General features: G+C 61.6%; 18 protein-coding genes. 11 read left to right on the forward strand and 7 right to left on the reverse strand.

The annotated features are described in order from the left end of the window. Positions 1–13 precede the first annotated feature (13 nt). Positions 14–1,645 carry a CTP synthase gene (locus L0963_RS05245; protein WP_040589978.1) on the forward strand — a complete coding sequence of 544 codons (1,632 nt, stop codon included), beginning with the start codon at positions 14–16 and terminating at the stop codon, positions 1,643–1,645. A 24-nt stretch (positions 1,646–1,669) separates the two neighbouring features. Then, positions 1,670–2,356 (forward strand): Crp/Fnr family transcriptional regulator, encoded by a 687-nt coding sequence (locus L0963_RS05250; RefSeq protein WP_003043848.1) that lies wholly within the window; start codon positions 1,670–1,672, stop codon positions 2,354–2,356. Positions 2,357–2,417: 61 nt separating this feature from the next. On the opposite strand, the gene L0963_RS05255 is transcribed toward L0963_RS05250, so the two are convergent. Then, positions 2,418–2,888: a DUF3237 domain-containing protein gene (locus L0963_RS05255; protein ID WP_186402210.1), complete on the reverse strand. Its 471-nt coding sequence runs from the start codon at positions 2,886–2,888 to the stop codon at positions 2,418–2,420. A gap of 59 nt (positions 2,889–2,947) precedes the next feature. Further along, a complete protein-coding gene (locus tag L0963_RS05260; protein ID WP_234179097.1) occupies positions 2,948–5,089 on the reverse strand; it encodes a TonB-dependent receptor in 2,142 nt (713 codons plus the stop codon). A gap of 190 nt (positions 5,090–5,279) precedes the next feature. On the opposite strand from L0963_RS05260, the gene L0963_RS05265 reads away from it, so the two are divergent. Beyond that, entirely contained in the window at positions 5,280–6,656 is a 1,377-nt protein-coding gene (locus tag L0963_RS05265; RefSeq protein WP_186402208.1) for a spinster family MFS transporter, read from the forward strand. A 289-nt stretch (positions 6,657–6,945) separates the two neighbouring features. Next, positions 6,946–8,217: a tyrosine-type recombinase/integrase gene (locus L0963_RS05270; protein WP_234178666.1), complete on the forward strand. Its 1,272-nt coding sequence runs from the start codon at positions 6,946–6,948 to the stop codon at positions 8,215–8,217. Positions 8,218–8,303: 86 nt separating this feature from the next. On the opposite strand, the gene L0963_RS05275 is transcribed toward L0963_RS05270, so the two are convergent. Next, complete coding sequence (locus L0963_RS05275) at positions 8,304–8,960, reverse strand: lytic transglycosylase domain-containing protein (RefSeq protein WP_234178668.1); 657 nt, start codon at positions 8,958–8,960, stop codon at positions 8,304–8,306. Between the two features lie 125 nt (positions 8,961–9,085). Here L0963_RS05275 and L0963_RS05280 point away from each other — a divergent pair, with 125 nt between their 5' ends. The 4 genes from L0963_RS05280 to L0963_RS05295 all read left to right on the forward strand — a co-directional run bounded on the left by L0963_RS05280 (position 9,086) and on the right by L0963_RS05295 (position 15,497). After that, on the forward strand, positions 9,086–9,982 hold the full coding sequence (locus L0963_RS05280; RefSeq protein ID WP_234178670.1) for a DUF7146 domain-containing protein: 897 nt from the start codon (positions 9,086–9,088) through the stop codon (positions 9,980–9,982). A 75-nt stretch (positions 9,983–10,057) separates the two neighbouring features. Then, on the forward strand, positions 10,058–14,299 hold the full coding sequence (locus L0963_RS05285; RefSeq protein WP_234178672.1) for a strawberry notch family protein: 4,242 nt from the start codon (positions 10,058–10,060) through the stop codon (positions 14,297–14,299). 53 nt (positions 14,300–14,352) lie between these two features. After that, positions 14,353–14,766 carry an MbcA/ParS/Xre antitoxin family protein gene (locus L0963_RS05290; RefSeq protein WP_234178674.1) on the forward strand — a complete coding sequence of 138 codons (414 nt, stop codon included), beginning with the start codon at positions 14,353–14,355 and terminating at the stop codon, positions 14,764–14,766. After that, positions 14,763–15,497 (forward strand): RES family NAD+ phosphorylase, encoded by a 735-nt coding sequence (locus L0963_RS05295; RefSeq protein WP_234178675.1) that lies wholly within the window; start codon positions 14,763–14,765, stop codon positions 15,495–15,497. The genes L0963_RS05290 and L0963_RS05295 overlap by 4 nt, the downstream gene beginning before the upstream one ends. Before the next feature lie 50 nt (positions 15,498–15,547). On the opposite strand, the gene L0963_RS05300 is transcribed toward L0963_RS05295, so the two are convergent. Beyond that, on the reverse strand, positions 15,548–16,060 hold the full coding sequence (locus L0963_RS05300) for a DUF6933 domain-containing protein (protein WP_234178676.1): 513 nt from the start codon (positions 16,058–16,060) through the stop codon (positions 15,548–15,550). A 178-nt stretch (positions 16,061–16,238) separates the two neighbouring features. Between L0963_RS05300 and L0963_RS05305 the strand changes: the two genes are divergently transcribed. Next, entirely contained in the window at positions 16,239–16,730 is a 492-nt protein-coding gene (locus L0963_RS05305) for a diadenylate cyclase (protein ID WP_234178677.1), read from the forward strand. After that, the gene (locus L0963_RS05310) at positions 16,727–17,461 is read left to right on the forward strand and encodes a hypothetical protein (protein ID WP_234178678.1); all 735 of its coding nucleotides are present in this window, start codon (positions 16,727–16,729) and stop codon (positions 17,459–17,461) included. Before L0963_RS05305 ends, L0963_RS05310 begins: the two co-directional genes overlap by 4 nt. An 85-nt stretch (positions 17,462–17,546) precedes the next feature. Here L0963_RS05310 and L0963_RS05315 read toward each other — a convergent pair whose 3' ends face one another. From L0963_RS05315 to L0963_RS05325, 3 genes are read right to left on the reverse strand one after another with little or no spacing between them, the layout of a single operon-like run. After that, positions 17,547–18,041, reverse strand: a complete 495-nt coding sequence (locus L0963_RS05315; RefSeq protein ID WP_234178679.1) for a Mov34/MPN/PAD-1 family protein — start codon at positions 18,039–18,041, stop codon at positions 17,547–17,549. After that, complete coding sequence (locus tag L0963_RS05320) at positions 18,041–19,825, reverse strand: ThiF family adenylyltransferase (protein WP_234178680.1); 1,785 nt, start codon at positions 19,823–19,825, stop codon at positions 18,041–18,043. Before L0963_RS05320 ends, L0963_RS05315 begins: the two co-directional genes overlap by 1 nt. Further along, positions 19,818–21,068, reverse strand: a complete 1,251-nt coding sequence (locus L0963_RS05325; protein ID WP_234178681.1) for a CBASS cGAMP synthase — start codon at positions 21,066–21,068, stop codon at positions 19,818–19,820. Before L0963_RS05325 ends, L0963_RS05320 begins: the two co-directional genes overlap by 8 nt. 189 nt (positions 21,069–21,257) lie before the next feature. Here L0963_RS05325 and L0963_RS05330 point away from each other — a divergent pair, with 189 nt between their 5' ends. After that, complete coding sequence (locus L0963_RS05330; RefSeq protein ID WP_234178682.1) at positions 21,258–23,246, forward strand: ParB/RepB/Spo0J family partition protein; 1,989 nt, start codon at positions 21,258–21,260, stop codon at positions 23,244–23,246. Positions 23,247–23,249 lie beyond the last annotated feature (3 nt).

Consider the following 23,249-nt stretch of genomic DNA (forward strand, 5'->3'; position numbering starts at 1 on the left):
AGTCTTTCCTCCCATGGCGCGGTTCATTTTTATCACCGGCGGCGTGGTCTCCTCCCTTGGCAAAGGTTTGATGGCGGCTAGCCTTGCGGCTCTGTTGCAGGCGCGGGGTTATCGCGTCCGCATTCGGAAATTCGATCCCTATCTCAACGTCGATCCGGGCACGATGTCGCCCTATCAGCACGGCGAGGTTTATGTGACCGACGACGGGGCCGAAACCGACCTCGATCTCGGCCATTATGAACGCTTTACCGGCGTTGCTGCGCGGCAGAGCGACAATGTCACCTCGGGCCGCATCTATCGCGACATCATCACTAAGGAGCGCCGCGGCGACTATCTGGGCGCGACCGTGCAGGTCGTCCCGCACGTCACCGACGCGATCAAGGCCTTCGCGCGCGCCGAAACCGACGATCTCGATTTCGTTCTGTGCGAAATCGGCGGCACCGTCGGCGATATCGAATCGCTGCCATTCATCGAGGCGATCCGTCAGCTTCGCAACGAAGAGGGTCGCGACAAGACGCTGTCGGTGCATGTCACGCTGGTGCCGTATATTGCCGCAGCGGGCGAATTGAAGACCAAGCCGACGCAGCACAGCGTCCGCGAACTTGCTTCGCTCGGCGTCCAGCCCGACATTCTGCTCTGCCGATGCGAAAAGCCGCTGCCCGAGGGCGAACGCGCCAAGATTGCGCAATTCTGCAACGTGCGGAAGGAAGCGGTGATCCCGGCGCTCGACGCCGACTCGATCTATTCGGTGCCCGTGCAATATCATGGCGAAGGGCTCGACAGCGAAGTGCTGCGCGCGTTTGGCCTGCACGACGTGCGCGAACCCGACCTGACCGCCTGGTACGACATCATGGACCGCAAGCGGCACCCCGAAGGCGAGGTGACGATCGGGGTGGTCGGCAAATATGTGTCGCTGCCCGATGCCTATAAATCGCTCAACGAGGCGTTGGCGCACGGCGGAATGGCGAACCGGGTGAAGGTCAATATCCGCTGGCTCGACGCCGAAATGTTCGAGCGCGGCGACGATCTCGCTGCGCAGCTCGAGCCGATGCACGGCATCCTTGTGCCCGGCGGCTTCGGCGAGCGCGGTTCGGAAGGCAAGATCGAGAGCGTCAAATTCGCGCGCGAGCGCGGCGTCCCCTTCTTCGGCATCTGCCTCGGCATGCAGATGGCGTGCATCGAGGCGGCGCGGAACACGAGCGGGATCGAGAAAGCCTCGAGCACCGAATTCGGCCCGACCGACGAACCCGTCGTCGGCCTGATCACCGAATGGATGAGCGCCGAGGGACTGCAGAAGCGCGGCGCAAACACCGATCTTGGGGGGACGATGCGGCTTGGCGCCTATGAGGCGAAGCTGTCGCCCAACAGCCATGTCGCGACCATCTATGGCGCGAACGACATCAGCGAGCGCCACCGCCACCGTTATGAAGTCAACGGCGCCTATCGCGACCGGCTCGAAAGCGGCGGTCTCGTCTTTTCTGGCATGTCGCCCGATGGCATGTTACCCGAAATCGTCGAACGTCCGGACCATCCGTGGTTCATCGGGGTGCAGTTTCACCCCGAACTGAAGTCGAAGCCCTTCGATCCGCATCCGCTGTTCAAGGGATTCATCGAGGCCGCGGTGAAGCAGAGCCGGCTCGTCTGACGGATCAACAGGGGAAGGGGGCCCATGGATCACGCGAAACTCGCCGAGCTTCAGGGGCCTGACAGCATCTTTTCCGGCCTGTCGCTGGAGGATTGGTCCGATATCGCCAGCCGCGCGGTGCAGATCAACTTTGCCAAGGGCAAGGAACTGCTCGTCCAGGGCGACCCGGGCGACATCATGCTGATCCTGACCGAAGGCACGGCGCGCGTGTCGATGCTGACCGCAGGCGGGCGCGAGATCGTGCTGGCCTATGCCGAGCCGGGCGCCGTCCTGGGCGAGATCGCGTTACTCGACGGCGGCGAACGCACCGCGTCGGTGGTCGCGACCAGCGCCGGCAGCGCGCTGCAACTCGGACGCAACGCGATGCGCGATTTCGCCGCCAGCCATCCCGACTTCGCCTGGTCGCTGCTCCAGCAGCTTGCGCGCCGCCTGCGCACCGCCGACCAGACGATCGAAAGCGACCGCGCCTATGCCTCGGGACCGCGCCTGGCGCGCTACCTCAAGCGCCTGATCCGCAAGGATAGCGTCGATGCCGAGCATAAGGTCGAACTCAGCCAGACCGAACTTGGCAATTTCGCGGGCATGAGCCGCGAACATATCAACCGCCAGCTTCGCAGCTGGGAGGAATCGGGGATCATCGCGCTCGAACAGGGGCGCGTACGCGTCCTCGACGCCGATCTGCTCGAGGACATCAGCGAAAGCGAAGGTTAGCGCGCTTTCCGGCCACGCTGCCGGACGGCGCGCGCTCGGTCGGGCACCGCCTCGCGGGACATTATAGCAGTTCGAAGACGTCGTAGCGGACGGCGCCGCCGACACTCGCGCCCAAGCCTACGGCGACCATGTCGTTGAGCCACGCATAGCGTTCGTCGCCGGTTTCGAACATCGGAGTCGTGCGGAAATAGATTTCCTTGCGCTCGTCGGCGGTTTGCGGCCCGCCGTTCCGGGCGTGCCGATGCGCCACCGACAGCGGTCGCAAGACGCCGCGATACGATACGTAGATCAACGCCCCATCATGGGTTTCGAAGGTGATCCTCGCATCGAGGCGAAGCGTGTCCTTGCTGTCGATCGTCGCCCAGTCGCCGCCGCTCGGCATCACGCGGCCGCGCAAACGCTCGCCTTCGACTTCGCCGCCCGTGAGCGCTGCGATCATCCGGCGCCCGAAATGGGCGGTTCCAATCTGTTGCTGCGGCTCGGTAAAGGCGGCGCGGTAGGAGCAAAGGTAGCGGAATTCGGGACTATCCATCGTTCATCCTCTCGTCGAACCGGTCGGCGCGGCGGGAGATGATCCCGCCGCGCCAGAACTCAGATGCCGAAGGCCAGCGTCACGCCATAGGTCCGCGGCGGGGCATAGGGGGTGAGCGTCTGGCGATAGGGGCCGAAGTAGGTGACGTAGGTCGGGACCAGCGCGTTGGTCAGATTCTTGCCCCACAGCGAGATTTCCCAGCGCTTGTCGGGCGCCCCTAGCGAGAGGCGCGCATCCAGATTTTCGTGACTGGGCCACAGCTGCTGCGGAATATTCGATGCCTCGAAATAGGCATCGTCGACCCAGCTGTAATCGACGCGCAGCTTGGCCGACAGGTCGCCGATCGCGGCTTCATACTGGCCGCCGATATTGAACTTGTTCTTCGGCGAGCGCGGCAGCCGGTTGCCCGTGTAATTCTGCCCCGGGATCGTATATTCGGTGAACTTCGCGTCGAGCCAGGCATAGCTGCCGTCAAGCTGGAAGCCGTCGAAGGGCCTGACGACAGTTTCGACCTCGATGCCCTTGATCCGCGCCTTGGCCGCGTTGCTGACGACGACGCAGCAGAGCGGGACGAGCTGCGAGATCTGGAGGTCCGAATAATCCGTGCGGAACGCCGCGACGTTGAACCGCAGGCGGCGATCGAACCAGTCGGTCTTCGCACCCAGTTCGTAGCTCCACGCGAATTCGGGATCATAGGGGGTCGATGCGCCCGCGGCAGTGCCCGAAAGCCCCTGAAAGCCGCCACTCTTGTAGCCGCGCGCGATCGATCCATAGAGCAGCACGTCGTCGGTCGCTTTCCAGTTGAGTGCAAACCGCGGCGTGAAGGCTTTCCAGCTCTTCTTGCCGGTCACGTCATAGCCGGCGAGCGAACCGAGCGGCGGCGGAAGGCCCGGGCCGTCGTCGGCCTTGTAGCCCGCGAAGCGGCCGCTCTTGCGCTCCCACGTCATGCGCGCTCCGACCGTCGCGACCAGCGACGGGACGATTTCGTAATCGAACTGACCGAAGACCGCGATGCTGCGGGCATGGACCGACTGGGGGTAGATGCCGGTTCCCGATCCCGCCGGAGTCGGGAAATCCTGGATCTGGCCCTCTATGCGATCATTGTTTTCCTTCAAATAGTAGACGCCCGTCTGGCCTTTCAGCTTGCCGTCCAGTGCATCGAAGCTGAGGCGCAGTTCCTGGCTGAACTGGCTGTTGTTTTCTTGGCCGAAACTGGTCGATTCGATCTGGTCCGGCGGATTGATCGGGTTGCTGAAGAAGGGGGTGACGAAGTTGAACTTGACCTTGCGGAGCGCGGTGAGCGAGGTCAGCGTCCCGAACGGAAGGTCGAGGTTGACCTCGCCGGAATAGGTCTGGATCGTCCGTTTGACCTCGCCGTCGATATAGGCGTTCACGACGCGCGGGTCGGGGTTGATACCGACGCAATGGATGCCACCGGCAAAGGTGGCATCGCAATTATTGTGGCGTGGGTTGCCCTTCTGGTCCTGACGCGAGACGTCGGCGCGCAGGATGATGTCGAGCGTGTCGGTGGGCACGAAGCGGAGCGCGGCGCGGCCTGTCGTCAGGTTGAGATCGTTGACGTCGTTGCCCGTGGTTTCATTATATTCGAAGCCGTCGCGCTGTTTATGCGACAGGCCCGCCGACAGATAGATTTTGTCGGTGAGCGCCATGTTGCCGCGCGCGATCACCCCGACGCGGTTGTAGTTGCCATAGGTGCCTTCGAAGTGGAAACTTTCTTCGTCGGTGGGCTTGCGGCTGACGAACTGGACGAGCCCGCCGATTGCATTTTTCCCGAACAGCGTGCCTTGCGGTCCGCGCAGCACCTCGACGCGTTCGAGGTCCAGCGCGTCGAGATCGGGGGTGCCGCCGCGGCCGGCGTAAACGCCGTCGATGAAGACAACGACCGATGGGTCGCCGCCTGCATTCTGACTGATCCCGGGCGCGCTGCCGATGCCGCGCATCGCGAAGTTTGTGTTGACCGGGTCGACCGCGCTGATCGCCAGGCCGGGGGTGCGGATTGCGATGTCCTGCACGGTCTCGATGCTGTTGTCGCGAAGCTGCTCGGCCCCGAAGGCGGTGACCGACACAGGGACGTCCTGTAGCCTTTGTTCCTGCCGCTGCGCGGTGACGATGATATCGCCGCTGTTATCCGCTGCCGCATCCTGTGCAGTCGCCGCCGCGGGCATCGCGGCGAGGGCCACGCCCGTCAAAAACAGGGCAGACTGCTTCCTTCCGTTTTTTGCCATCTCAACTCTCCCAGCCGTTTTGTTATTTTGCTTCCCGATCGCGCTTGACTCGGTCACAAATTTACTTAGTGTTCTAAGTATATGTTTCTATATAACAGGCTGACTTGCGATGCAAGAGCGGGCGGCTGCCGGGGAGATGGGTGCGATGGCGGGCGGAAACGCGGGACAGGGTGATCTCCACGGACGCGTGACCGACGCGGGCGATACCGCCGATTTCCCGCGACCCGCCTATGCCTGGTACACCGTTGCTGTCCTGCTGCTCGCCTACACCTTGTCGTTCATCGACCGTATGATCCTGACCCTGCTTGTCGCGCCGATCCGGGCGGCGCTCGACATTTCGGACACGCAGGTCAGCCTGCTCATCGGGCTGGCATTCGCGCTTTTCTACACCTTGCTCGGCTTGCCGATCGCGTGGATCGCCGATCGTTGGAACCGGCGGAAGCTCATCCTGATCGGCGTCGCTCTGTGGAGCGCGATGACGGCGGGATGCGGTTTCGCCGGAAGCTATGCGACGCTGTTCCTCGCGCGCATGGGGGTGGGGGTTGGCGAAGCGGCGCTGTCGCCGGCCGCCTATTCGATGCTCAGCGACACTTTCCCGCGTGATCGGCTCGCGCGCGCGATGGCGGTCTATTCGATCGGCGTGCCGCTGGGGTCGGGGGTTGCGATGATCCTCGGCTCTTTCGTCGTCCAGGCCGTCCTTGCGGCGCCGATGGTCCATCTGCCGCTGGTCGGTCCGGTCGAGGCTTGGCGTACCATTTTCCTGTGGGTTGCAGCGCCGGGGATTCTCGTCTGCCTGCTGCTGCTCACGCTTCGCGAACCGCTGCGGCGCGGCATGGCCAGGGCTGACGCCGGGCCGCGCGAGGCGGCGGCGCCCGGTTTTGTGGCGCATCTCAGGGCACAGAGGGTCGCGCTTGGCGCGCTGTTCGCCGGCATGTCCCTGATCGGCCTCGTCATGTACGGCGTGATCGCGTGGGTGCCGACCTTCTTCGCGCGGACCTATGGCATGGACGTGTCGCAGGCGGGCCTGTGGTTCGGCCTGATCATGGCGACCGGCGGGGCGGCCGGTCTCGTGCTCGGCGGGACGCTGGCTGACCGGATGTTCGCGCGGGGCCGGACCGACGCCCATCTGCGCGTGATGCGCCTTTCTATCCTTCTGGGCGGGCCGCCCCTTTTAGCGGCTGTGCTCATGCCGAACCCGCCGCTGGCTTTCATCCTGCTCGCCGTCGCTTTCCCCATGCTTACAATGCACGGCGTCGGCACGGTGGCGCTGCAGTTCATCACGCCCAACGAATATCGCGCGCGCGCGACCGCGCTCTATTTTTTCGTCGTCAATCTGGTCGGGCTGGGTTTCGGTCCGATGCTGATCGCATTGCTGACCGATCATCTGTTCATGGACGATGGCGCACTGCGCTATTCGATCGCGCTCGTAACGGGGATCGCGCTGCCCCTTGCTGCGGTGATCCTGACCGCCGGCTTCTCGGCCTTTGCCCGCGACATCGAAAAGATGGCCGACGCCGAGTGACGGACGAACGGCCGCGAATGTTCGAAGGTGATTGCGTGGGTTTCGTCCTCAGGTCGAAGGCGACGCCCACGGCTCCCTATCGGCGAAACCGTCGGACCAATTTCAAGAGATAATGGTGGACGCACTAGGGCTCGAACCTAGGACCCGCTGATTAAGAGCCATGATCAGAGGGTCCTAGCGCGTCCACATGGGTCCAGAAATGGCGGAAATCTGCGATTCATAATCCGCATTGTTCTTGAAATGTTCGCCAGTATCCACTATAAAAAGCTACCTAAGGTAGCAGGTACATATGGCGAACAAAGTAGGTTTGACGGATGCAAAGATCGCAGGGCTGAAGGCGCCGACTGCGGGTCAGATTGAGCTCGCCGATGGTATCGTACCCGGACTTAGGCTCCGCATGGGTGCCAGTGGTATCAAGACGTACATTCTGCGCAAGCGGGTTCAGGGCAAATGGTTGAATGTGACAATCGGACGCCATGGGCCAAGCTTTACACTGGCCCATGCCCGAAAGAAGGCGCGCGATCTGCTTGTCGATGTCGAGCAGGGCAAGAGCATCGCCAGAAAAGTGGGCGCAAAAAGGAAGGGATCAAAAGGCGTCGGGACAGTCGCGGAGCTCTACGAGACGTACCTTGCTCAGCAGATCGAGGGCAAAAAACGGAGCGCGAGGGAGTTCGATCGGGTCTTCCGAAAGTACATTGAGCCGGAGATTGGAGACCGGCTCGCGGACTCCATTACCCGAAGTGACGTGAGCCGCTTCGTTGAGAAGATTGCATTCGAGCGGGGCAAGGAAACCCTGACGATGGCACGCATCGTGTATCGCCATCTTTCGACCTTCTACACGTGGGCGCTCACCAGACTTGAGCATATGCCGGCCAACCCCTGCCGAGATGCGTGGCGGCCGAAGCGGAATGAGCCTCGCGACCGTGTACTCAGCGACCGTGAGCTTGCTGCGCTTTGGCAATCTGCGGTCGAGGATGGCTATCCATTCGGCCATCTCGTGCAGATGCTTATCCTTACGGCTCAACGCAGAGGTGAAGTGCTTGATGCGGCGTGCGACGAGTTCGACTTCAAAGCCAAGGTCTGGACTGTCCCGGGTGATCGAGCAAAAAACGGCAAGGCCAATGTGGTGCCAATATCCGCCCAGGCTCTTGCAGTGATCACCGAGATATTCCGGGCTGCTGGGATTGACCCCGATGACGCTCATAAGCAATCCCAGATCCTGTTGGCTTCGAAGGTCACCAATACGAACAGTGTCAGCGGACTATCCAAGGCCTGGAAACGGATCAGAGGAAGCGTGGACGAGAAGCTCGGCTACGAGGCCGGACACTTCACAATGCATGATATTCGACGGACGGTGGCGACCGGACTCCAGCGTCTTGGTATACCGTTGGTGGTTTCTGAGGCGGTCCTCAATCACCAGTCAGGATCAGCTATGGCTGGCGTCGCTGGGGTCTATCACCGTCACCAGTATACCAACGAGAAACGGGAGGCGTTGGCGCTGTGGGGTAAGGAGGTAATGCAGATTGCAGCCAAGTACCCAGTCGAAGTCAAAGACGGCTAATCTCACAGGGGTTCGCAACCGCTACGAACCCGTCCAGCTAGAGACCGCAGCATGATGACCGTGCTCTGGCCATTGTGGGTCGATCTTTAGAAACGCCATTGTCGAAGGACCTCTCGAACATATCCGGGCGTCTCGCCATTCCGGGGAATGCCACCTGCGCGTTCCACGGCGCCGGGACCCGCATTGTAGGCAGCCACCGCGAGGTGAACCACGCCGAACTTGTCGAGCATCTGCCGCAGATACCGCGCCGCGCCGAAGATGTTGGCCATAGGATCGAAGCGATTGAAGACCCCGAGTTCTTTGGCCGTGGCTGGCATCAGCTGTCCAAGACCTGCTGCGCCTGCAGGGCTGACGGCAAAGGGGTTGTATCGAGATTCTGTCCATACGAGCGCATCAAGCAGGCCCGCGGGCAATGAGTACTTCGCCTCCGCGGCATAGATGTGAGGCAAGTAGGTTGCTCGCCGAAACCCGGATGGGGCTGGCTTGGCATTGGGTTCGTATCTGTATGGCAGGTTGACCCGGCCATCGTCCGCCACTGACAGGCGCGGTGCTGGGGCGGTCTGCGAGGAACGCCAGAGCCCATGCTCGACCAGTTGAAAGCCGTTTGATGCTTCCGCAATCCGAATGCCTTCGGAGTGGCTGGCCGCAGCGCCGTTCGTAGCTGGCGCTGTTATGTCCTGAGCACTGGCCGGGATACCAGAAGTGATCGCGATGGCCGCGATCAAGAGAGTTCTGATTGTCATTTCTCGATCCTTGTCTAGCCGAATCGAGTGAGAACATATAAAGAACAAGCGATGTAGGAAAATTGGAATGGCGCGAGTGCAGAGCGGAGGCTGCGCGGGGAGGGCACCTTAACCGGAGAAGGTCGATGCCCCCGTTAGACAAAGTTCATCAACTCGAACGCCGCGCCCGCACGATCGTCGAAAGCCTTCAGGGTACATGGAGTCGGGGCAAAGGCATGTGCTGCTGCCCCGCACACGACGACCGCACTCCCTCGCTGAGCGTGACACTGGGGCGCAAAGCGATCCTGTTTCATTGCTTCGCGGGATGCTCGAACGAGGAGGTCATAGCCGCGCTTGACCGCCAGGGTGTTCGCAGCCGTGACCTGTTCGATGGCTCGGGTGCGGTTGCCGCTGATCGACTGGAAAAAAGGACCTTCAATTCCAACGCGCGGCGTTTGTGGCACTCGGCGACGGCGATCTCCGACGGCCCTGCCGAAGGATACCTCGCGCAGCGCGGGATCCTGCGTGCCTCTGATCAGCTCCGTTATCTCGAGCGAACGCCCCTCGGGCCGCGCGGGGCTGTCCAATTCCTGCCGGCCATGTTGGCGGCGGTCACGACTGACATCGGCATAATCGCGATACACAGGACATTTCTCGACGCGCCGAACGCAAAGCTCGCCGGTTTCGATCGGCCCAAGCGTGCACTGGGAAGTCTCGGCTGTGGTGCAGTCAGACTTGCCCCCCCGGCCGCAGGCCGGTTGGGCCTTGCCGAAGGTATCGAAAGCGCCCTGTCAGCCACGCAGATGTTTGGCGTCCCTTGTTGGGCAACGCTTGGTAACGAGCGGTTCGGCCTCGTCGCGATTCCAGAGAGTGTGCGCGAGCTTCATTTGTTCATCGACAATGATGCAGGTGGCGAGCTCGCAAATCAGCGCGCCCTAAAGGCATATTCTGCGTCATGCCGGGTGATCCAGTCGCGAGCGCCAGCGTCCGCCGGTTTCGACTGGAATGACGAACTCAAGGCAAGGCTCGCTCGCGAAACCTGATCAGCATGCCAGAGGGGAGGGGGCCTTCGGCTGATTGAGGCCTGCGAGACGCAGGACCTCGTCAGGAGGTTTCCCATGTCCAACTCTTCCCTCGCTTTCGCATTCGATCCACCATCTCCGCCGCTTGTCGTGACGGCAGCCTCAGCAATGGCGGTACAATTGGCAGCAGGCAGCGCGCTTTCGCGCAGCGACATCAACCGCACGATGACGGACCACTTCGGCGGAACCGATGCACTCGGAGCATGGTCAGTCCGTGATGCTCACGCTGCGCTCGAGCTGGCGCAGGTTCAACACCTGCAAGCATCAGATCAAATCCTGCTCTCGAGCCCGATCGACGAGGCGGATCAGTTCTTCTGCTGCCTTGATGACCGAATTCCGACCCAAACCAATCGCAGCGACGAGCAGATCGAATGGCAGCAATTCGCAACGCCGCCGCGCCTCGCCTGGCTCGCTGCCCGGGCTTGCGCGCTGAGCGTCGATGAGCTTGTACTCGAACCCTCGGCCGGAACGGGTATGCTCGCAGTCTGGGCTATAAAAGCCGGAACGCGCCTTGCCTTGAACGAAATCTCGCCGCTGCGCCGCGACTGTCTGACTGCTGTGTTCCCGGCTGCCCGCGTGACCGGACATGATGCCGAGCTGATCGACGAACTGCTCGATCCGGCCATCAGCCCCAGCGTCGTTCTGATGAACCCGCCGTATTCTCACGGGATCGAGCGAGGCCACGATGGCCGCACTGGGGCGAGGCATCTGCGATCGGCCTGGAACCGTCTGGCGTCCGGGGGGCGGCTTGTCGCGATCATGCCTGAATGGTTCGACTGCGTGCGGTTTTTGGCCGGGGCGAAAGGGCCAGTTTCGCTGAGGCTCAATGCCGCGGTCGAACGTGCGTTCGTCAGGCAGGGCACCGGCATTACCACGCGGCTGTTGGTCTTCGACAAGGTGGAAGACTCCAATGAGCCTGTCGCCATCCGCACAAAAGACTTTCGCCGACTGGTCGATATTGTCGATGCCTTGCCGGATCGCGCCATCTTGGATGCCGTTCCCGAGCAATCGAGCCTCCCGGCTCGTGCGCCGTTTCGCCTGGTGGCGGTGCCGCGCAGGCCGCTGCCGACACCAGCCAGGATCACGCCCCGAGCCTCCGCCATCGGGTCGCTCACCTATCAGTCGCTCGAAACCCCTGCGCTGCTTGCCCCACAGGTTGGCCACTATCTGCCCTATCGCCCGAGCAGGATTGTGATCGATGGCGCGGCCGAGCATCCGACGCCGCTCGTCGAGTCTGTTGCCATGGGGTCGATCGCCGCACCCAAGCCCGACGCGGTGCCGCAGCTGCCCGACGGGCTTATCGCCAAGGGGTTGCTGTCTGCTGCCCAGGCAGAGACCCTGATCTACGCCGCCAGCGCTCACGCCCGCGATCTTCCCGGCCGGTTCGAGCCCGAGGACAAGGGCTGCTCGCTCAAGGCCTCGGCGGAAGGTCAGGTGTATCGACAGGGCTATTTCCTCGGGGACGGAACAGGTGCCGGGAAGGGCCGTCAGGTTGCGAGCGTCATTCTCGACCGCTGGGTGCGCGGCGAACGCCGCCATATCTGGATTTCGAAGAACGAGGCGTTGCTCGAAGATGCCCGGCGCGACTGGGCTGCGCTTGGCGGCCTCCCGATCGACATCCAACCGCTGGCGTCCTGGAAACTCGGCACCCCCATCGCCATGCGCGACGGAATCCTCTTCGTGACCTATCCGACGCTGCGTTCGGGCCGAAGCGACGCAACGCGGCTTGACCAGATCCTCGCCTGGGCCGGTGAAGATTTCGACGGCGTTATCGTGTTCGACGAAGCGCACGCGATGGCAAATGCCGCTGGCGGCGAAGGATCGCGGGGCAAGGTCAAGGGCTCTGAGCAGGGTATCGCTGGCGTCCGCCTGCAGAATCTCCTGCCGCGAGCACGCGTGCTCTACGCCTCGGCCACCGGCGCATCCGACGTCAACAACCTGGCCTATGCCACGCGCCTTGGGCTCTGGGGTCCGGAGACCGCGTTTGCCAATCGTGAGGCCTTCGTTGCCGATATTCGCGATGGCGGAATTGCAGCCATGGAACTGGTCGCGCGCGATCTCAAATCGCTCGGCCTCTACACGGCCCGGGCCCTTTCGTTCGCCGGTGTCGAGTATGAAATCCTCGAGCATTGCCTGACCGAGGATCAGATCATGGTCTACGATGCCTATGCCGAGGCCTGGGCGATCATCCATGCCAACCTCCGCGACGCGCTGGAGGCCACGCGGATCGTAGACAGCGAAACCGGCGGGACGCTCAACTCGGGTGCCAAGTCCGCAGTGCTGTCGATCTTCGAGGGGACCAAGCAGCGCTTCTTCGCGCAGCTGCTTCTGTCGATGAAGCTCCCGAGCCTGCTGCCCGCGATCGACACAGTGATTGCCGATGGGTATGCTGTCGTCGTTCAGCTCGTCTCAACGGCAGAAGCCATGCTCGACCGCCGGCTTGCCGACCTGTCAGACGAGGAGCGCGAAGCTCTCGAGATCGACCTGTCCCCGCGGGAATATGTGATCGACTATCTCGCAAAGAGCTTTCCTGTCCGGCTGATGGCGGTGTTCACCGACGAAAACGGCAATCCTCGCTCCGAGCCCATGACTGACGAGCAAGGCGCACCGGTGCTGTGCCGTTCCGCGCTTGCCGCGCGCGACCGGATGATTGAACAGCTGTGCGCCTTGCCGCCCATCGCGACAGCGCTTGATGCCATCATCGAACGCTTCGGCGTTGACCAGGTGGCGGAAGTCACTGGCCGCACGCGCCGGCTCATCGTCGGCCGAGATGGTCGTCAGAAACTCCAATCCCGGTCGCCGCGCGCCAATGTCGCCGAGACCCAGGCATTCATGGACGGCGCCAAGCGCATACTGGTCTTTTCCGACGCCGGGGGAACCGGGCGCAGCTACCATGCCGATCTGGCCGCGAAGAACCAGGCCCGCCGCGTCCACTTCCTGCTCGAGCCGGGCTGGCGGGCTGACGCCGCAATCCAAGGGCTTGGCCGCACCAATCGGACCAATCAGGCTTCGGCCCCGCTGTTCAGGCCGGTGACAACCGATGTGCGCGGTGAGCGTCGCTTCATTTCGACGATTGCGCGGCGTCTGGACAGCCTTGGCGCTCTGACGCGCGGGCAACGCCAGACCGGCGGCCAGAACCTCTTCGATCCCGCCGACAATCTCGAAAGCACCTATGCGAAGGAAGCGCTGCATCGCTGGTTCGGGCTGTTGTTCACCGGCAAGCTTGAAGCCGTTAGCCTCGGGCGTTTTCAGGAGCTTACGGGCCTCCGGATCGAAGCCCCCGACGGTTCAATGGTTGATGACCTGCCCTCAATCCAACGGTGGCTCAATCGCATCCTTGCTCTTCCCATTGCCCTGCAGAACGCGATCTTCGATGAGTTCATGGGACTGGTCGAAGCACGCATCGACGCCGCCCGGCAAGCCGGTACACTTGATCTCGGCCTGGAGACAATCGCAGTCGAGGACTTCGCGGTCCTGTCTGACACGCTGCTGCGCACAGATCCAGCCTCGGGCGCGACCACCCATCTGCTGGAACTGGAAATCGCCAGAGCCCTGAAGCCGCTGACGCTGAAGCGGCTCAAGGAGCTTCACGGCCTCGCTGGGCAGCGGCAACGGCCGGTTCGAAATGCCCGCTCAGGCCGGGTTGCCTTGCTCGTGCCTGCCCGCAGCATTCTTGCTGATGACGGCACCCGCGTTTCCCGCTTCGAACTGCTGCGCCCGTTGAAGCGCACTCACATCACCGAGGATCAGCTCGCTGAGAGCAGCTGGGATGCCATTTCCGTCGACGCTTTCCACGAGGCCTGGGCAGCCGAGGTTGAGGAAGCGCGGACCAGCCACAAGCGCGAGCGCCTCTATCTCGCGACAGGTCTCCTGCTTCCGGTCTGGGACAAGCTGCCATCGGATTTCGTTAAAGTCAGCCATATCTCGGCAGTGGATGGCCGTTCGCTCCTCGGCCGGGAGGTTCCCGTCCACTGCGTGCCCGAACTGTGCCGAGCGCTGGGTCTGGAACGCGAGCTGACGCTGTCCTCCGATGAAATCGTGCAGACCGTTCTAGCTACTGGCCGGGCTGTGGAATTTGCGGGACGCGAGCAGCTCATGGTCAAGCGCAGCCTGGTAAATGGCTCACAGCGAATTGAGCTCACCGGTTGGAGCTTAGCCCGCCTCGACTGGTACAAAGCCCAAGGCTGCTTCACCGAGATCATCCGCTATCAGACCCGGCTCTTCGTGCCGATCGAGGGCGCGGCGGGCGTGATTGCAAGATTGGCATCATCGGCATAGTTACTTGCCAAATGGCATTATTCGCTGTATATGCTGCCATTTGGAGAACTGCCATGCTGGCTCTGCAACCCATTGATACTGCCGTTACCGCCTTCCGACCCGATCCGATTACGCAGGACGAGGCAGCTGCCATGTTCCGGGCAGTCCTCAATCTGTTCGGCAAATGGGAGTTGACCGACGAGCAGGCGGCAACGCTGCTCGACATGCCAGTGCGCTCCTATCGCCGATGGAAGGCGGAAGGTCCCGGGCGCGTTTCGCGTGATGGGCGCGCGCGTCTTTCCAACCTCATGGGGATCCACAAGGCGCTTCGCATCATCTTCTCGGAGGCGACCCGCGGGTACACCTGGATCAAGGCAGGGAATGAAGCGTTTGGCGGAGCCAGTGCGCTCGACGTGATGCTGGGCGGTGAGCTTACTGACATCATGCGGGTGCGTCGCTATCTCGACGCCGAGCGCGGCGGCTGGTGAGCGAAGCGGCAGATATCCCGGTTTCTCGAGTTGAGTGGAAGGGCGCTGTCAGGATCATCCGCAGTGCCTTTCCGCCCATCGATCTGTTCGAGGATATCGCTGATCCTGCGGACTGGCCGCTGCTGATCTCGGCAGAGCAGAAGACCAATCCTCGCATCATGGCGACGATCGGCAATCTCGACCTCGTTCCGGTTGACCGGCGCGTCGGCGGCAACGGGGCCTCTTACCTCATGGCGCCATTTACCCACGTCAGCACTGACCGGCCCAGCCGCTTCACCGATGGCAGCTGCGGTGTGCTCTACGTTGGCGACCGGTTCGAAACTGCACTCTTCGAGACGATCCACCACCATGCCCGCTTCATGGTACGGACAAAGGAAGTGCCTGGCTGGACCTCGCAGTTCCGGGAGATCGTCATGACGGTCGATGCAGACCTGCATGATCTCCGGCCTCAGGCGGGGGAGCCGGTTCCGGCGCTCGATCCCGACAGCTATGCAGCATCTCAGGCGCTCGCGCAGTCCCTCAGGACAGCAGGATCGGACGGGATTGCCTACCCGAGCACCCGGCATACGGGTGGGGAATGCGTTGCGCTTTTCTATCCGGATTGCGCGTCGAATCCGGTCCAGGGGCGGCACCTCGACTATCACTGGGATGGCAGGCGAGTTGACCTCGTGCGTGACGCCGGATCAGGAGCCGTTTTCCGTATCGTCGATTTGCCGCCCGATGCTGTCTGACCGCATGAGTTGGGATGTAGGATCTCCGGGAAAGGGTCTGACCAGCCGCTTCAAGTCTGCGCACGATCCTTCACGAGCTCATGAAGCGCTCTGTCCGGCGAAACTGGGCTATTGTACAGCGGGCTACAAGGTGTCTCCGCTAGCTTGACGGAAATCGCCAAAAGGTCGTCATCATCACCTTTTTCATAGGCATAAGCAGCCAGCCAAAATTCGGCCTGCTTAACGAACTCATTGAGGATGCCGACGACGCTCCGGTTCGCGGTCTTTGCATATTTGACCTTGTCCATCCGCCAGACTTCCTGAGCGATGAATTCGGACGGCACTCCGTGCTCTTTCAGGACCAGCGCCAGCTGCGCCCGGAATCGTCGTGCAAGCGTGGCCGCCGGGGCAAGCGGCATAAGCACGGGAAGCAGCGTGCGCTCAGAGACCAGCAAAGCTACTTGCGGCTTCCAGAACAGCACGGTGGCATACCAGTTGCCCAGCACGGTGTCGCTTTGTCCGGGCTCAGCGATCTCGGGTTTGATCCGATCGAGCAGTTTCTTGGTGCAGTGGAGGTGAAACATCGCGTCGGAAGGATAGTGTTATGTGCTCGGCGCGTCCATTGACGCTACCTGCCTCGCCGCCTGAATGGCAATCGGTGACTCAACTGCTGAAAACTGCGAACTGGAGCCAAGCCATCGGAACCGGTTGCCGCTCAGTCGCAGTCTTGCATTCGGGTGCCACTACGTCCAATCCGACGCGATGATGCGTTCCAAGCCCCATGATCTTATCGAGCAGATGGTGAAGCTTCTGGAGGAAGTGGAGAACCGTGCCGGTGCCGATTTCTCTGGGGTTGGGATAATTGTGACCCAGACCTCCGAGGCTCTGCCTATAGTGAATTTGCGTCCGACAAATAATGTACTCGAGAGTGGCGATACGGCTACGGCACTCGCGAATATCTCGCATCCTTCACACGAGCATCATGATGGATTTCATGTACTAACGCCCCAACTAAATATTGAAAAAGTAGCTCAATATTTCTCGCCTCCTATTGCTCCCGATGTGTGCATAGACCGTAGAAAGCTCTTTGGCGGGCGTTATCTTGCCGCTTTGTTTGGCTCAAAACTTCCTGGTGTGCTCGCGACAGGGATCTCTAGCCACGATTTCGGTATAGCGATTTTTCAACACGGGCAGGAGAAATTCCATCGTGGGGCCAACGGAAAGCGGCCCCAAGTGGGGAGGGATCTTAAATGATCTTCGCCCTGAACCGAAGCCTCATTCTAAGCGCGCTCGTACTGTTGGTCGTGGCAATCTGCGTGGGGCTACTAAGTTTTGGCTACGCTGAGACCCCTCACGATCTGCTCGGTTGGTCGTCGAAGATTGCATTTCTGATTAGTGGTATAATTGTATTGCTAGGGATTCGTCCGATATTGCGCGCACTGCACTTTATCACTTTCGCAAAATATTGGTGGTTCCCATGGCTAGACGGGGAGTGGCGTGCCGAAATTAGATCAAATTGGCCGAAAGTTCAGCGCATGTACTTGGCAGCCAAGGGTGAAGGCCTTAAGTTCGATGCCCTTGCTGCACCGCTTACCGATGCCGATGAATTGGTAACAATGGCTTCAGTAACTATCCAATCGAGCTTGTTCGAAATCTCGATTGAAATTGCACCTGACGGAACCAACAAAGTCAGTCGCACACGTTTTGTGCAGCCGCGTTGGGCAAGACCTGACCGACCGGAACTTAGCTACGTTTATGCCCAGCTAGACAACGCTGTTCTGGCCCCAACGGATACGCGTCAACACTACGGGGCTGGAATTGTCGAGTATATTGAACGAACAGGCGAGTTGTCAGGGCACTACTGGACCAACCGCAAGGCACAGGCAGCGTTAAACACTGCCGGAACGATCACTATGCGCCGCGTCGCTAAGCCTAGTCTTTTGGCCCGACTCAGGCACCAAATATCATTGAAGAGCTTGGACTGAATCGGCTTCTAGCGCCAAAAACTGGTCGGCTGATATGGTCCTGCGGCAATGGTATGCACGGGCCAGCACCTCGAGCCAACTGACGCTACGCCGGGTTAGTGGGTAAATTGCCGTAGTGCGGCAGCAGCACATGCCCTGACGCGCCATCATGGACGATCACCGTCAGTCCGCAGGGAGGCGGCAACTGCCCGACGATGACGAACACAAAGCCGGCGAGATGGTGTCGGGACAAACGGACCCGGCTCGACATCGTTTTGTGATCGCGGCTGGATGGTGTCGGGCGGCGCTCAGGATGAGTATGCCAGTCGCCGATATAGTGCAGATCACGAGCGAACATGGCGTCGATCTCGGCTTGCTCGCAAGCGCGGTCGGGAGCGAAAAAGAAGCGCCCTCGTCTGTCGTTGGGTCTAGGTGCGGTCGCCTCGCTCACCACAATGCGCTGCCCGTCGATCCGGGCGAAAAGTTGGCCGCCGGCTTCACGGTGCCAAAAGCGAAGCTGGCGATGCTGTGCAAAATGAGCGAGCACAGCCGGCTCAAAATGGATTATCTCGCCCGACGTGCCGATCGGATAGTGTAGCATCACCGATCGCTCTTGCCGCAAACGGGACAGGCTAGATTGTGCCGCCATGTGCGCTCGACCATCGTCGCAGAGGGCCGGTTCTGCGTCGCGGTGCGCCAATCCTCGGTCCATGCACCGCCTATCCGGCCGATGGAAGCCTCGCGTCCGCTAACAATCCGATAAGTAGTGCTAGCCGCGCGGCCGAGCAGATAGTCTAGCGCGAGATCGGCGGCCATACTGGCGATAACCGCGATCTCCGATGCCCCGTAGGGCTGGAAATGGTTGCCACAGGCCGCCTCCCGCTGGAGCGTTGATCTTGGAAAATCTGCCACCTGGAAAAGCGCTTCGCCGGTCATTGAAAGGCCGCAAGCGAGGCAACCTCCGGTATCGCCGATCAGTGCCGCATGGCCCCCGACCGCATGGGGCTCAGCCCAGGCATAAAGTGTTGTCGCGGGGTATCCCGCCTCAATCTGCCGAGCGTTGAACTCGGCTTCGTGCGACCAGCTCCCGATGGTTGAAACGACCAGGTCCGCCTGCTGGAAGATTTCGGGTTGATTGGTCGCGACCTTCTGCCAATCAGACGGATGTCCTGTGGCGCGTGAATGAGGAAAGTCGTGCTGCAAACGCTGCGCAAGCGCCGCTGCCTTATTCTGACGATACTGCCTCGCGCCGAGGACATGCCGGCTCGTATTTTCGAGCTTCATCAGATCGGGGTCGATGAGGTCGATCTCACCCAAGCCGGCTTGGGCAAGCAACCGGGCGATCGGCGATCCGAGCGAACCGCAACCCACCATCACTACGCGCGAAGCGCGGAGCATCGAAAGATCGCTATTGCCGTCGCGTCCGTGGATCCACCAAGGATCAGCTCGTTCAACACGGTGCCGCATGAGAACTCCATGCCGGGCTTGCTCCAAAACGATCGCAGGTGGTGCCTTGCCTTTGCGGAACCCCTTGGCGCGTTTCGGTCCGTTTCGTCCGTGGCCCTTGTGCGCTTTAACCGTCACGGCCGCAAAGCAGGGGCCGTCGTCAGTCTGAGCGCCCAGCACGACGACCCAATCTTGCTGTTCGTGTCCCAGGAACCTGTCAAAATCATGCGATACTGCTTCGCCGAGCCGTGCGGCCAGTGCACGAACGTCGTCTGGGGTATTCGGGTAATCCGACGGCAGGAGAGGCTGGTCGAACCAAAGAAGAAAGGCCGACGAGCATTCGGCATCGCGTTTCAGGCCCTTGCCTGCTCGATTGGTGAGCCAAGCGTTCAACGTCGCACGATCTTCGGCGACGAAATAGCCAGCCTGGGATCGCCATAGTCTGACCCGACGGGTGTCGCCGCACGGGTCGATCAGGCTTTGGATCGTGCCGCCTTTCGTCGTGGGGTTCCAGTAGGAAAGGAACTCGCTTTGGAACTCTGTTTGATTGGTGCCAGCGATGCCATGCTCCAGAATTTCAGCGGCTCCGCCGAGTACAGCTTTCACGATGGCGACCGGTTGGCTGTGGTCGAACTCGTCGCAGTCCTCGATAATGCAGAGCCGCCCGTCTTCCTCGACGTGCGGGTAGCTTGGAAACGTCGGCGGTTGGGCCAGCGCGACCCTCGGCCGGCTGCGCGGAAACCGTTTATCGAGAACCAAATCCAACGCTACCGCTTGGTCGAGTATTGCTACGTCAAGGCGCCATCCGCAGCGCGCGCCGCTAGCAATGTAGCGTTGCAGTTCGCTGTCCGTGAGCGGTCGAGCACTCGTATTCGCCGTTAGCCAGTTCCCGACCTTGGCTTCGATGTCCGTTCGATCCGCGCCAGGCGTCTCAGCCATAGCGGCCGTCGCCACCCTTTTTGACCGCTTCTCGGGCATCGGGATGATCTGCAAAGTCTTTGAGGATTCCGGAATTGAGAATAGTCGGCGCACCGATCGAAGCATCTATCACGACGAGATCTTCATCGTCGGGTAGATAGTCGCCCAGCGCGGCACGCAGGTGCTCGATCACCGTCCCGGATTGGTTGGCGGCCAGCGCCGAGTCGATCCTCATCACGAGATTGCGCGCCTTGGCGATGAAGTCCGCGCGGCATTCGCGCGTCCAGCCTTCATCTAGATACTGCCCGTGGACCACAGGATTCGGAATTCGGCGCTCCAGCAATTCCGGGAGGCGGTTAGCCACCATTTGCAGCGCGAGATCGTCACGATTCTCGGCAATCGAGCCAACGGCTTCGTCATAAGCAGTGACGACGCACGCCATCAGAGCGATCGAACTGAGACGGCAGGAGGTCCAGTTGTAATCGCGCCACCCTTTCAGATAGCGACAGACGCGCCGAAGTTGCTGCCCATGTTCGTTGATGGCGCTCTGAAACCAGTCTTCGAGTTTGCGCGGATCCGACGGCTTCCACCCTTCTTCACGATGTGCGAGCATGATCTGGTCGGTAGGTAGGCGGGGATAGATCTGCTCAGCGAAGGAGACATTTTCATCGAGCATTCTGGTGTCGAATTGCATCGATGTCGCGGCTTTTTCGAGCAGCTCCTCGAACTCGTCGTCGGGAATGGCATATAGCGCAAGGTCGATGTGCGCGTCGTCGTCAATCTCGACCCGAACGCAAGAAGGCTTGTCTGTGACGAGGGTCCATCCCTTACGTTCGCACAACGGGGTAAGGATCCGTTCCACTGCCGTGAAGTATCCAGCGCTTACGACGACGGGATGGGTAGTGCCATTCTGGCTCAGGAAGCAGACTGGCAGGAACACGCCATCGTCCAGGTCGATCTCTTGGGGAGGGGTATGGGTCGCACGGTTTAGTGTGTGGTAAGACCAGCTTCCCTGCATCCGGAACTTTGGGCGGAGCGCGAGGTCGCTATCGGCGAAGGAAACCGATGCGAGCATCCTTGCATCAAATAACTGCCTGCGTTCGATATGCCCGCTCCACTCGCGCAAACCCGAACGAATCTCATCGCGTATTTCTTCGCGAGCGACCTGCAGCGTCGTCCTCTGCTCGGTTTCGACCGTCAGGCTTCTGAGGTACGTGTCATGTTCGCCTGAACTGAATAGCGTCCTGTGAGCGTTTGCCCCCAATTTTCAAATCTCCTCGTCGGGCGCCATGCGCTTATCTGAGAAGGAGAATAGTGGGTGGTACGGGCAAGAACAAGGGGCGAACAGAAGTTGTTCCCTCCGAATGCTTCAGAGGGGAGTGGGCTTTGCCCTGATTGAGCCATTTGGGCGTCGACGGTCGATGCGCCGGGCTCACAATCAGGAGTGTGTCCCATGATCAAGTCGATCCCGCTGAACAAACTCGTTCAGTCTCCCCGCAATGTCCGCCGTCACAGTGATCCGGCAGCAGATGCTGAGCTTAAGGCCAGCATCGCAGCCTGCGGTCTGCTGCAGAACCTCATCGTCAGACCTGCAGCCAAGGGCAAATTCGAGGTCGAAGCTGGTGAGCGCCGCCGCCGCGCATTGCTCGCGCTCGCGGACGACAAGATCCTCGCGCGTGACCACGAAGTCACGTGCCTCGTGCTCGAAGACAGTGCCGAAGCCGTGGTCGAGACCAGTCTCGCCGAAAACTTCCACCGCCTCGCCATGAACCCAGCAGACGAGGCCCAAGCTTTTGCGGCGCTCGTGGCAGGCGGTGCGACTGTCGAAGATGTTGCGCGCCGTTTCGGCCTGACCGTCCGCTTCGTGGAGGGGCGGCTGCGTCTCGCGACGCTCGCGCCCATCGTGTTCGAGGCGCTCGCCGCCGGAGAGATCACCCTCGATATTGCCAAGGCCTTCGGCGCCACCTCGGATCAGGAGATTCAGGCCCGCGTGTTCGAGCAGGTGTCGTCGGGCTACTATGCGCCCAACCCCGACAGCGTCCGGCGCATGGTCCTGTCCGGGACTGTCAGGGGCAGCGATCCACGTGCCCGCCTCGTTGGCCGCGACGCCTACATCGCCGCCGGCGGGCGGATCGAGCGCGAGCTGTTCGACAACGACGACAGCGAATCCTGGGTTGATGTTGCGCTGCTCGAAAGCCTCGCCGCCGCGAAGATGGAAGAACAGGCCAAAGCCCTCGCCGCCGAGCAGGGTCTTGCCTGGGTCAAGCCGACGCTCGATCCCTATGCCAGCCACGACCTGGTCAAAGGGCTGGTCAGGCTTCCCGCCGAACCGGCGCCATTGACCGAAGCTGAAGTGGCAAGGCTCGACGAACTCGATGCCTCCTATGACGAGCAAGCGGCGGTCCTTGAAGACGAGGACAGTGCCGAGGAGGCCGTGGCTGCGGCCGAAGCCGCTATCGCGGCCATCGAACGCGAATGCCAGGAAATCCGCGCCCGACCTCCCGTCATCTCGCCGGAACTGAAAGCCGAAGCGGGCATGGTTTTGGTGCTCTCGCGCGATGGTACGCCGGTTCTCCAGCCGGTGTTCTACAGCGAGCGTCAGGCTGATCCTGCCGAGGCCGACGATGGGATCGAAGTCGTTGCTGGCGAAGAAGGTTCGGACAGGCGCCGGACGACCTTATCCAAGCGTCTGGTCGACGAGCTCGCGATGCAGCGCCGCGATGTTCTGGCCCTGCATGTTGCATCCGACCCCGGGCTCGCGCTCGACATCATGGTCTTCACGCTGGCCGATGCCGATACCCACGACTTGCGGACGCGCCCTTCGACCACGCTGCGCGCCCCCGTTCCTGCAGGCCCGATCATCGGCTTCGAAGCCAAAGATACGCCGGCAAGCAGCGGGCTTGCCGAGCTCAGGTTCAGTCTCGACGAAAGCTGGCGCGCTGGTGACGATGCGATCTCCCGCTTCGATCTGTTTCGGGCGCTGCCCGATGACAGCCGCGCGGCTTGGCTGGGTTACGTTGTCGCCCGGTCGCTCGAGGCGAGCCTCAACATGGTCGGCGAGCGTCAGCTGCCGTTCCAGGACCACCTTGGCAGCCTGATCGGCGTCGACATGGCAAGGTGGTGGAGACCGACGGCGGCCAACTACTTCGACCGGGTGTCGAAGCAGGTGATCCTCGACGCGCTGACCAATGTCGGCGGTCTCGAGCTCTCCTCGCGCTTTGCCTCGGTCAAGAAGGGTGACCTCGCGATGAGCGCCGAGCGCGTCTTCGCCGGCACCTACATCACCGAGGTCGAGGTTCGCGAAAAGGCCCTGGCCTGGGTGCCTGAGGTCATGCGCTTCGCTCGCCCTACGCTGGGGGCGGGCGAGGCCGACATAGACGCGGCGGACGCTGAGCCTGGTGTCGACGGCGAAATTCATACCCCCCGCGAGCTGGCCGCCTGACCT

Source organism: Sphingopyxis sp. NFH-91, assembly GCF_021401285.1.
GTDB classification, from domain to species: domain Bacteria; phylum Pseudomonadota; class Alphaproteobacteria; order Sphingomonadales; family Sphingomonadaceae; genus Sphingopyxis; species Sphingopyxis terrae_A.

What these genes read in the sequence shown, in the direction of transcription:
- L0963_RS05245 (WP_040589978.1), top strand. Translation starts at nt 14, where the DNA reads ATGGCGCGGTTCATTTTTATCACCGGCGGCGTGGTCTCCTCCCTTGGC.
- L0963_RS05250 (WP_003043848.1), top strand. Translation starts at nt 1,670, where the DNA reads ATGGATCACGCGAAACTCGCCGAGCTTCAGGGGCCTGACAGCATCTTT.
- L0963_RS05255 (WP_186402210.1), bottom strand. Translation starts at nt 2,888, where the DNA reads ATGGATAGTCCCGAATTCCGCTACCTTTGCTCCTACCGCGCCGCCTTT.
- L0963_RS05265 (WP_186402208.1), top strand. Translation starts at nt 5,280, where the DNA reads ATGGCGGGCGGAAACGCGGGACAGGGTGATCTCCACGGACGCGTGACC.
- L0963_RS05270 (WP_234178666.1), top strand. Translation starts at nt 6,946, where the DNA reads ATGGCGAACAAAGTAGGTTTGACGGATGCAAAGATCGCAGGGCTGAAG.
- L0963_RS05275 (WP_234178668.1), bottom strand. Translation starts at nt 8,960, where the DNA reads ATGACAATCAGAACTCTCTTGATCGCGGCCATCGCGATCACTTCTGGT.
- L0963_RS05280 (WP_234178670.1), top strand. Translation starts at nt 9,086, where the DNA reads ATGCCCCCGTTAGACAAAGTTCATCAACTCGAACGCCGCGCCCGCACG.
- L0963_RS05285 (WP_234178672.1), top strand. Translation starts at nt 10,058, where the DNA reads ATGTCCAACTCTTCCCTCGCTTTCGCATTCGATCCACCATCTCCGCCG.
- L0963_RS05290 (WP_234178674.1), top strand. Translation starts at nt 14,353, where the DNA reads ATGCTGGCTCTGCAACCCATTGATACTGCCGTTACCGCCTTCCGACCC.
- L0963_RS05300 (WP_234178676.1), bottom strand. Translation starts at nt 16,060, where the DNA reads ATGTTTCACCTCCACTGCACCAAGAAACTGCTCGATCGGATCAAACCC.
- L0963_RS05305 (WP_234178677.1), top strand. Translation starts at nt 16,239, where the DNA reads ATGATGCGTTCCAAGCCCCATGATCTTATCGAGCAGATGGTGAAGCTT.
- L0963_RS05310 (WP_234178678.1), top strand. Translation starts at nt 16,727, where the DNA reads ATGATCTTCGCCCTGAACCGAAGCCTCATTCTAAGCGCGCTCGTACTG.
- L0963_RS05315 (WP_234178679.1), bottom strand. Translation starts at nt 18,041, where the DNA reads ATGCTACACTATCCGATCGGCACGTCGGGCGAGATAATCCATTTTGAG.
- L0963_RS05320 (WP_234178680.1), bottom strand. Translation starts at nt 19,825, where the DNA reads ATGGCTGAGACGCCTGGCGCGGATCGAACGGACATCGAAGCCAAGGTC.
- L0963_RS05330 (WP_234178682.1), top strand. Translation starts at nt 21,258, where the DNA reads ATGATCAAGTCGATCCCGCTGAACAAACTCGTTCAGTCTCCCCGCAAT.